This window comes from Posidoniimonas polymericola (assembly GCF_007859935.1).
Classification (GTDB): domain Bacteria; phylum Planctomycetota; class Planctomycetia; order Pirellulales; family Lacipirellulaceae; genus Posidoniimonas; species Posidoniimonas polymericola.
This window is the reverse complement of the sequence record NZ_SJPO01000017.1, coordinates 72,963-82,538: the sequence shown is the minus strand read 5'-3', so window position 1 is coordinate 82,538 and position 9,576 is coordinate 72,963. Positions and strand designations below refer to the sequence as shown.

Genomic DNA, 9,576 nt, shown 5'->3' with positions numbered 1-9,576 from the left:
ATGTTCGCTCCGTCCCGTTAAGTTGAAACTCCGTTCAACGGGCTTCTACGCGAAGAGGCAAGAGGTTGTTCGACAAGGCCAAGCACGACTAGAAAAGTTGCTTTGCTTTGTTCGCTACAGAATTGCCAAGCTCGACCAGGAAAGGCGTTATACGCGGTACTATTGCCGCGTACTCGCGCCGTTCAATCGAACTGAGGTAACTGTCAACTTCGCACTTCGCGGAGAGCGGCTGCGTTACAGCATCGAGTTCTCACTAGATGACTTAGTGGTCCCGGGGGAGGATATTGATAGCGCGGCATCGGCCAGCCGTACACGCTTCGGCGAAGCAGAATCAATTCTCAGCAGAGTAGAAGAAGCACTAAAGGCAGTGGAGGATCAGCATGACTCCTGAAAACCCGTTTGAGTACGTTGGAGCGAACGATCTCGAACCACGCACGATCCTCGACTACTACATCGAAGACTTTAACTTCTCCCGGTTTGTGAGCTCATCCCGTAACGTGTTCCTTGTTGGGGAACGAGGCTGCGGAAAGTCGATGACATTGCGATACAGCAGCTATCCCGTTCAGAGCTTGCGTGCCGCTAGCAATGGCGTTGATTCCAGCCTGGGTTTTGTAGGTGTCTATGTCCCGTGCAATACGCCTCTGAACCACAAGCGAGAGCAGCAACTTCTTGATCCGGCTCGAGCTGCAGCTATCTCTGAACACTATTTGGTTATCTCTCTCGCCTACCATTTGGCGGATACCCTGCGGTGCGTAAGTCCTGCGTCGCTTGCAGATGAGCGGGGTCGATTCCGTGAGGAGTTCGAGTACCTGCTTAACGACGAAGTACCAGCAGACGACAACGTGTTCGTCGGCCTTATGCGACTACTAGACCGGCAGAACTTGAAAGCGCAGCGTGCAGTCAATAGCCGCGAGATCGACGATGCATTCTTTGACGAGACCTATTCATTCTCGACCTTGATCGTCCCTCTTTTGGGACTGCTTCGCACTTCACCTACGTTCAAAAGCTCCCATTTCGGGTTCATGATTGACGATGCGCAAGACCTCGATGAGCAGCAACGCAGGTCTCTATTCTCATGGGTAGCCTACCGAGATCACTCTCTATTCAGCATGAAGATTGCGATAACCAGCCTTGCTGATGTCAGCCTGGCAACTGCCGGCGGCGGAACAATACTCGAAGGCCACGACTATACGACGATTAACATGGTTCAGCCGTTCCAGAACCCTGGCGCGGATTTCGGAAAGATGGCAAGCCGCTTGGTTTCGAAGCGGCTAGAGATTGCTGGCATTAAGAGCGATCCGTATTCATTCTTCCCAATCAGCCGCGAAATGACGGAACGACTTAAGGCGTCCGAAGATGCGGTTCGGGAAGACGCTGTTCAGAGATTTGGCAATGAGCCGAAGAAGGTGGGAGATTACGTATACAAGTACGCTCGTCCACACTTTTTTCGGACACGGCCATCGAAGGCCAACCGCCCAGAATACTCAGGGTTCGACACGCTTGTATTTCTTTCGACGGGAGTCGTGAGAAACCTGCTCTTGCCATGCTACTGGATGTTTGACAAAGCGGTTTCCGCGCGAAACGAAGGGGGTGCAACAGAGGTCAGCGAAATCCCTCCATCGGTTCAATCGGCAGTGATCATCGAACGGAGTGAGCAATTATGGCAAATGGCCGAGCACGAACTCGACAAGATGTTTGAAGACTGTTCGAGCGACAACGCTAAGCGTGCATTTCAGTTGCTCGACGCTCTTGCCGTGCTCTTCCGCAAGCGACTACTAAGCGACATATCTGAACCTGCAGCAAATTCATTTGCAATCTCTGGGCGAAAAAACTTCGATTGCACAAACCTTGACGCGATCCTTCAGATTCTTATTGCGTCGCAGCTTCTCTATACGCGACTCGGGAACGCCAAGGAAAAGGGGAGGCGTCAAACCTACTACGTCCCAAATCGCCTGCTGTGGCCGGCGAGAGGACTCGATCCACATGGGCAGCACGCCAGGGTTTCATTGAAAGCGGCAGACTTATGGGCATCAGCCGATAGGGGCGCGGATCTCCCTTTCAGTGAAGGCGATGGGGCTTCACCCCAGATGGAGCTCTTCGGAGAATAGACGAATGAGATTGTTCACAGTTGCTAGCTGGGAAGATCGTTTCATTGCAGGCCTCGAACGCAGCATCGAGAAGCACCCGATAGAAAGCGTGGTCGTATTCTTCGTTGATGCTTTTGCGGCAAGAACTGCCGAAACCAGGCGCAAGGCGAAGGAACGTTGCGACCGAGCCAGCATTCAGTTCTCTGAGTATCAGCTTTACGCGGATGATCCTGCGAAATCATGGCATGAGAGCCTACGAATCTCAATAGGCGATAAGGACCAGCCAGCGATCGTTGATATCTCAACGATGCCTCGCGATGTTATATGGCAAGTCCTGTGGTTTCTGAAGCGGCGCTCCGTAGAGGTCAGTGTTGTTTATCACCGCCCTGAGGGCTATGGGGATTGGCTCAGTCGCGACCCTAGGCGACCACGGCTAGTCTTCAAGATGTCCGGTATTTCTGCAATGGGAAAGCGGACCGCATTGGTGATTACGGCCGGATATGATTTCGACCGAGTTAGGCACCTGATTGAGTTTTACGAACCAGCCTTTGTTTGCCTGGCATTGCAGCGAGACAGCGTCGACCCCCAGAACGCTCAATGGATGGAGAAGTACAGATTGGAGTTTGGAACACAAAACGGTGTAGAGATTGTTGATTTGGATGCTTACGGACCAGGTTTTGGAGAATCGGTTTTACGAGCCAGAATTGATGCGCTCAAAGACTCGTATAACGTAGTGTGCGCATCGCTTGGCCCCAAGTTGTCAGCGATTAGTTTATTCAACATTCATTGGGACCTGGAAGAAGTCGGTCTTACTTACCTTCCGTCGGGGGATTTCAACGTCGCCTACTCTCACGGCATTGGCGATTCGATTGAAACCACCCTGGAATCTAGCGAGAAGACATGAGCCCCGATCATTCAACGATGCCTGGTGGTTATCTACATAAAGTACTAGATGACGGTTTCGTTCGGCTAGTCGATACGATGGGTGATGATTCATCGATTGTGCAAGCGGCGCGTATTTCTTACGGTGCTGGAACGAAGCGAGTAAGTGAAGACCGAGGACTTATTCGGTACCTGATGAGGAATAGGCACTCTACGCCATTTGAGATGTGCGAAGTTAAACTTCACGTGCGCGTACCGATGGATGCGTGGCGTCAGTGGATTCGGCACCGCACAGCGAATGTAAACGAGTACTCGACACGCTATTCTGAAGCGATCGACGCCAAGCAGAAGACCCCCGCCGAAAGTTGGAGAGTTCAGTCTCGCTCAAATAAACAGGGAAGTGGTGACTGCCTCGCTACGGATAGTGGAAAGCTGCTGTCCAGCCGGGAAGCTGAGCTACATCAGCTAGCCGAGGAAGTTTACCAAGAAAGGCTTGCTGCTGGCGTCGCGCGCGAGCAGGCAAGGAAAGATCTCCCTTTATCCACCTACACGGAGGCATACTGGAAGATCGATCTACACAATCTCTTTCACTTCCTCGCATTGCGCATGGATGACCACGCTCAGCACGAAATTCGCGCGTACGCGAGCGTAATAGGACGAGAGATCGTTGCGAAGTGGGTGCCCATCGCATGGGAAGCCTTCGTTGACTATAGACTCGAAGCAATGCACTTGAGTCGTCTTGATCAGGTGGTGATCAACCTCCTGCTGGCGGGACAGGCTTCGGACGCGACAGAGGCGGCGAAGTCGTTCGGCTGGATAATGGAGGACGGCGACGGCTTGAAACCCAATCGCGAGCGATCAGAGTTCGAGATCAAGGCAGCCGCGCTCGGGCTTACCCCCACCTGGCTCTAGCGTACTTCGGACGCGGCGATTTTAGCGTCTCTCCGAGCACGTGTTGGCATCTGCCCCAGAAGCTTTCCCCGGTTAATCGTTCGTCAATCGTGTATCAAGTTGTCGAGAGCAGGTCAGCTGAGAACTCGTAGGGATTTTCTGCGCAGTGATGCAGCAAGATCACGTTGTGATAATATAGATTCTGACAAATCGCCCGCCATTTGACCTACGCAGCGGGCCGCTCGAAGTGCTTCAGCACGCCGCCAAGCCGCTCACGGCAGACGAGCTCGCTAGATTCGATTGGCGGACCTTCGGAGTCCTGCCAAACGCCCAGCAGTGGCTTGTTGTCTTTGCTTTGGTGCGGGCGTAGCTCGTTGTAGTAGCGGGCATACTCTCGGACGAGATAGTCGAGATGGTCTAGGCCGAAGGCGATGAAACGATCCAAGCATTCGCCCTTGATCGACCCAATCCACCGCTCAATGAAAGCGTTCTGATTGGGTGCTCGCGGCACGGTCGGCTCGACGGCGACATCGGCTTGCTCGTATACCGCGTCGAACCGCTTGCTGTACTTGAAGTCCTTGTCTCGAACCAGGAACCGGACGGGGAGATCGGCCTTGTCGGCCTCTTTGAGCATCGCTTCGGCTTGAGCGGTCACCCAATCGTCGTCCGGCTTGAAGGTCGCCGGCGAGCAAATCACCCGCCTTGAGTCAACGTGCAGGAAAGCGAGCACGAAGGCCTGCTTTAGGCCGGCTTTGGTGACGACCGTCTTGGAGAAGAAGTCGGCTTGCCAAAGCGTGTCGGAGTGGATTTTGACGAACTCGTGCCAGGTCCCCTTCCCCCGCTTTGGGCCTGGGTGAATGCCCGCTTCCTTCAGGATTGTCCGTACCGTTGTGCGGCCGACGCACTTGATGCGCAGCTTCCGCAACTCACCAACGATACGGCCATACCCCCACCCGGTTTCTCTCGCCAAGCGCACGACGATCGCACGAACGGATTCTGACGTGCCCTTGCGCCCCATTTTCTTCGCCGGCTTCTCCCCTTGGCTTACCCGCCGTTGCCACCTCTGGTAGGTTCGAGGGCTGACGATGCTGACCAGCTGGAGCACTCCTTTGCCGACCGCGTCCCCCAACTTCAGAAGCCGCTCGCGATCCTCGTTATCGAGGAAGATGCGTTGCTTCGGGACGTGCTTACGCAGTATCTCGTTCTCCGCATTGAGAAACTCGATCTGCTTGCGCAGCTGCGCTTCGGTAGACGTTGCGAGCAAGAAGAACAACGGCGAGTACCAGCTTGACATCAGAAAGCCACCCCTGCACAAGTCGCGGGAAAACCAGGGTGACAAACTTTCCGAACCCCTGGTGTTGGCTTTGATTCTCCCGAGTTGGCTTCGTAGATCAACTACCCGGCGAGCATCTCTCGTTGCTCGCGAGCGCGGCCTCGCGCGGCTACCTCTTTTCCATTCGCAATCGTGCGAGGAGTTGCACGGGCTTGCGACAATTTGCGCGCGTTTGCAAACGATTTAAGAGGGTAGTAAGATTCGAAATAACCTGCCCTAGTAGGGTTTTAGCGGACCTAGGAAAAGCCTCTCATAACCTCGAGGTCGTCGCTCACCTACCCGCCGGACGAAGCCAGTTTCGCTCTCGTGAACATTCTACCGCTCACGGTCGGCCATCATCCGTTCGCAGTTCGCCAGGATGTCCGAAGTGAATTGCCTGCGTTGCTTTCGGGTTTGACTGATATAGAGATGGCGAGCGAGCGTCGCGAGCTTGGTCGCCTCAATCGCTTTGGGACTAGCCGAATTGGCAGTTTGCAGGTACTCGCCAACGAAGGCAGATTCTACGGCGTCGTAACGTGCTGGATTGCCCGTGCGGATGGCCATCTCCACGAGGTGCCCCGTAAAGTTGCCGACGTCGATGGCCGCCGGCCCGTGGCAGACGAGGTCCAGATCGAGGAGGGTGACGCGTCCCTCGCCGTAGATCAATTGGTCGGGGTAAAAGTCTCGGTGCAGCAGCACGGAGTTGGCGGCGGGCTGAGCAGCGAGCATCTCAAGGCAATGATCCCGAACTCGGCGGATCCGACGCGACAACTCGGGCGCCATGGAAGCCGCCTCGCCTAGGCGGTCCGAGAGGATTTCTGCCTCCTCGGCGAAGCCGTGCTTCTTGTCGACTAGCAGGCTAGTCGCGTGGAGCTTCGCGATCGCCCGGGCTGCGTGTCGCGCCGCGGCCGGCGCGTCATCGCCGTCGAGCGCACCCCAGCCGCCCAGCCCTTCGACGTGCGACTGCAGCCACATGTTCCACTGTGGCAGCCCCCCCATGGGACGCGCGACCGAAACTCCGTCGGCCGACTGATCGTGGAAGTCCGCCTCCCACAACAGCCGCTGCAGTTTGAGCCGCTGGTGATGCCGGGGCTTGCGTTCAGTTTTGCCAACGATCTGTGACGCCTGCCCCTCGGCGCCACTCGCCGCCTGGTAGTAGACGATGCCCCGTCGGCCAGGCTTGTGACGCACCAGCTTCGCCGCGTCGATCGCCAGGCCGGGGAGCAGTTCTGCGACCGCGTCAGAAACCGTGGTCGGGTCACAGGCCTCGGCGAGCCAGGGGAGTCGCTCGTCCTCAGGTACGGGCTGGCGAGGGCTGACAACGCCGCAGGTCCGTCCGGGCTCAACTATCCGTCGCGCGTCGGCGACGCGTGCGACGAGTTGCTCTTGCCAGCTAGCATGGCGGAGCCGGAAGGGGTTAATCGCCTGCTCGAACAGACGGACCGCGGAGAACGCGGCGATCGCCTCAGTATCGGCCGGCGCCACACGCCTGTATGCTTCGAGGAAGGCGCTCCAGGCGGAGTCGCCATCGGCGCCGTGGACGCGTTCCCAGAGATCGGTCCGCAGATTCGCGAGGTCCCATTCTGGGGGGCCCAGGCAAGCGCGGTCAAAGTCGATGAGGTTAACTCCGTGCTCAGCGGCGAGGAACTGCTCGGTGTGCAGGTCGCCGTGCAGGACAGCTCTGCGAGGTTTAACTTCGGCCACCATCGCGGCGATACGCGCGGCGGCGGCATCAATCGCGTCGCCCGCCTGCGGGACGAGCCAGCGGAGCGACGCCGCGATAGGCTTCAGGCGAGCAATCAACGTTGCGGCCGTCAGCTCTGGAAGCTTGCCGGCTCGGGCGCCGTGCAGCGCCGCCACGGCCGGACCCGCATCGGCCGCCGCGGCCCGCCAATCGGTAATCGCCACGCCCGGCGCCCAGTCGTAAGCAATCGCTCCGTGCCGGCTAGAGTGGCCGACAGGGCATTGACGCGACGCTGTCGGAAGACCTGCTAGCGACTTGGAGGCCCGCCAGGCGGTCTGGTATCCCTGCTGGCTGTAGAGCTTCACGACCGCCGCCGCAGAATCACCGCGGTCGATCCTCGCGACAAATCTCCGCTCGGGCTTGTAGCGCAAACCGGCGAGCTGAACCGGGCGGTCGTCAAACGCCTCGGGCAGCAGCCGACCGAGCAGACCCGAACCCACGTCGACGAGCTTTGCCAGCGATGGCAACCTGCGGTCAAAAGGGGCCCGCCACACGACGATGTTGGACTCCCGATCGATATCGCACTGTCCGACCTCCGCCCGGTCGACGATGTTAGCCAGCTTCTCTGCATGCGAGTCGGCGAAAGCAATCGCGTAGGCGTCAGGCGGACCGGCCGCGTCAGCAACGCTGAGCGACGCGAGGCAGCTCGCCCCAGGCTTGTAACGCAAGTATCCGACTAGGCGTTTGTCGGCGTGAGCAACGCCAAGCCCCTGCAGGGCCGCTGCCAACGCTGCAGGCGACAGCACTCGCTCGAGCCCGCGGATTGCGCCGTCCCGGGCAACAAGTTGTTGATCGTCGGCGACCATGGGCTAAGGGGCCGCCACCCCCGCCGATTGCGTGGAACGATCGGCGGCGTGACCTCGCTGTGCCCGGTGGAGATCGGCATACGATCCGCCCTTCTGCACAAGCTCGTCGTGCGTCCCCTCCTCGGCGACCCGCCCATCTTTAATCAGCAGCACCCGGTCGGCGTCCACGGCGTCCTTAAGGTCGTGCGTGACAAGAAGGGTCGTCCGACCCGCTGCGAGACTCGCTAGCCCAGCCCGCGTCAGGGCTTTGTTTTGCTGATCGAGCGCGGTGGCCGGCTCGTCCAGCAGCAAAATCGGCGCGTCGCGGACCGCGGCGCGAGCAATCGCGATCCGCTGGCGTTGGCCGTGCGAGAGGGTTACGCCGCGTTCGCCCACGATCGTTTCATACCCGTCGGGAAACTTGCTAGTGAACTCGTGAGCCCGCGCCAACTTGGCGGCGGCCTCGACCATATCCTGAGAGACATCGGCGGCGCCATAGGCGATGTTCTCGGCGATCGTGCCCGCGAATAAGACTGTATCCTGCAGCACGATGCTCATCTGCGACCGGACCGAAGCCCGCTGCCACAGGTCCACTGGTGCTGAGTCGATGAGCACTTCGCCACTCTCTGGTTCGTAGAACCGCAGCAGCAGGCTCAGTAGAGTCGACTTGCCGACGCCTGACTCGCCCACGATCGCGACAAACTCGCCCGGGGCAATGGTTGCGGAGAACTGCTGGAGCACCGGCGCGTCCGGGCTGTAGCTGTAGTCGACGCCGCGGAATTCGATCGCTCCTTTGAATCGCGGCGCCTCCTCGCGGCCGTCCTCGCCATCGGAGTCCGGCTGCATCTCGAGCAGCTCGAAGATCCGCTGCGCGGCGGCCGACGCCTTCGACAGCCGCGCCGCGTACTTGGCGAAGTCCTTCAGCGGCCGCAGCCCCCGCTTCATGTAGGTGAGGAAGACGACCAGCCCGCCAATCGTCATGGTCTCGGCGAGCACCAGGCGGCCGCCGTAGACCAGCACGATCGCGGTCGACAACGCGATCAGCAGGTCGGTAGAGCGAGAGAGCCGCGCGGCGAGCTTGCGGGTCTTGACCTCGTCGGATGCGCTGCGGTTCTCGTTGACGGCGAAGCTCGCCTCGAACCGGGACTCCAGCGACAGCGCCTTGACCACTTGCATCGACGAGATGGCCTCGGCCGCGCTGGCGGCGATGGCGCCCTCGTGCAGTCGCTGCTTCCGCGCGGCGTGGTGGATCTTGCGGCCGGTCTTGACGGTCGAGAGCAGGAACAGTGGGAGCACCGCCAAAGCGACCAGCCCAAGCCGCCAGTTGACCCACAGCATCACGCCCGCCATACCGACTAGCACCAGAACGCTCGCCACCAACGGCAGCACCGCGGTCACCGCGACGTCGCGCACCAGACGGATGTCGCCCACGACCCGCGCCAGCAGGTCGCCCTGGCGTGACTTGTTGTGGAACGCCAGCGGCAGCGCCTGCAGATGGCAGAACAACCGCGACCGCAGCCGGGCGACAATCCGGCTGCCGATCATCGCGAACCCGACCGACTCGATGTAGCTGGCCGTGGCCCGCACGCCAATGATCGCCACGAACGCCGCCCCCGTCGCAGCCAACGCGACGACCGGCGAGCCCTGAAAGACCGACGGCAGCGGGTCGGCCTTGCCGCCGGGCGTAAGCACCGAGTCGATAATGAACTTTAGCGGCCACGGCTCCAGTAGCTGCGCGAGCACGCCGATCAGCAGGGCGGAGAACGCCTGCGCAGCCCGCCACTTCTCGCGGGCGAGGTCGCCGCGGAAGTGCTTGGCCGCTCTCACGAACTCCGGGAGGGCGTGGCGGATTGGTTTTTGCTTCGCCATTTTTGA

General features: G+C 59.4%; 7 protein-coding genes. 4 read left to right on the top strand and 3 right to left on the bottom strand.

Annotated features, from left to right (window positions below; genetic code table 11):
* The 4 genes from Pla123a_RS25125 to thyX form a co-directional block, all read left to right on the top strand.
* A partial coding sequence (locus Pla123a_RS25125) for a hypothetical protein (protein ID WP_231956615.1) occupies positions 1-391 on the top strand: 391 nt, incomplete at its 5' end.
* Positions 381-2,108, top strand: coding sequence for an ORC-CDC6 family AAA ATPase (locus Pla123a_RS23685; protein WP_146591700.1), 1,728 nt, complete (start codon positions 381-383; stop codon positions 2,106-2,108). The genes Pla123a_RS25125 and Pla123a_RS23685, both read left to right, overlap by 11 nt.
* 4 nt (positions 2,109-2,112) lie before the next feature.
* Positions 2,113-2,991, top strand: a complete 879-nt coding sequence (locus Pla123a_RS23680; RefSeq protein WP_146591698.1) for a hypothetical protein — start codon at positions 2,113-2,115, stop codon at positions 2,989-2,991.
* A complete protein-coding gene (thyX, locus tag Pla123a_RS23675) occupies positions 2,988-3,881 on the top strand; it encodes an FAD-dependent thymidylate synthase (RefSeq protein WP_146591696.1) in 894 nt (297 codons plus the stop codon). Before Pla123a_RS23680 ends, thyX begins: the two co-directional genes overlap by 4 nt.
* A 205-nt stretch (positions 3,882-4,086) precedes the next feature.
* Here thyX and Pla123a_RS23670 read toward each other — a convergent pair whose 3' ends face one another.
* The 3 genes from Pla123a_RS23670 to Pla123a_RS23660 all read right to left on the bottom strand — a co-directional run bounded on the left by Pla123a_RS23670 (position 4,087) and on the right by Pla123a_RS23660 (position 9,570).
* Positions 4,087-5,133: an integrase core domain-containing protein gene (locus Pla123a_RS23670; protein ID WP_231956614.1), complete on the bottom strand. Its 1,047-nt coding sequence runs from the start codon at positions 5,131-5,133 to the stop codon at positions 4,087-4,089.
* A gap of 375 nt (positions 5,134-5,508) precedes the next feature.
* Entirely contained in the window at positions 5,509-7,584 is a 2,076-nt protein-coding gene (locus tag Pla123a_RS23665; protein WP_197528246.1) for a phosphotransferase, read from the bottom strand.
* Positions 7,585-7,725: 141 nt separating this feature from the next.
* Positions 7,726-9,570, bottom strand: coding sequence for an ABC transporter ATP-binding protein (locus tag Pla123a_RS23660; RefSeq protein ID WP_146591690.1), 1,845 nt, complete (start codon positions 9,568-9,570; stop codon positions 7,726-7,728).
* Between the last annotated feature and the right edge of the window lie 6 nt (positions 9,571-9,576).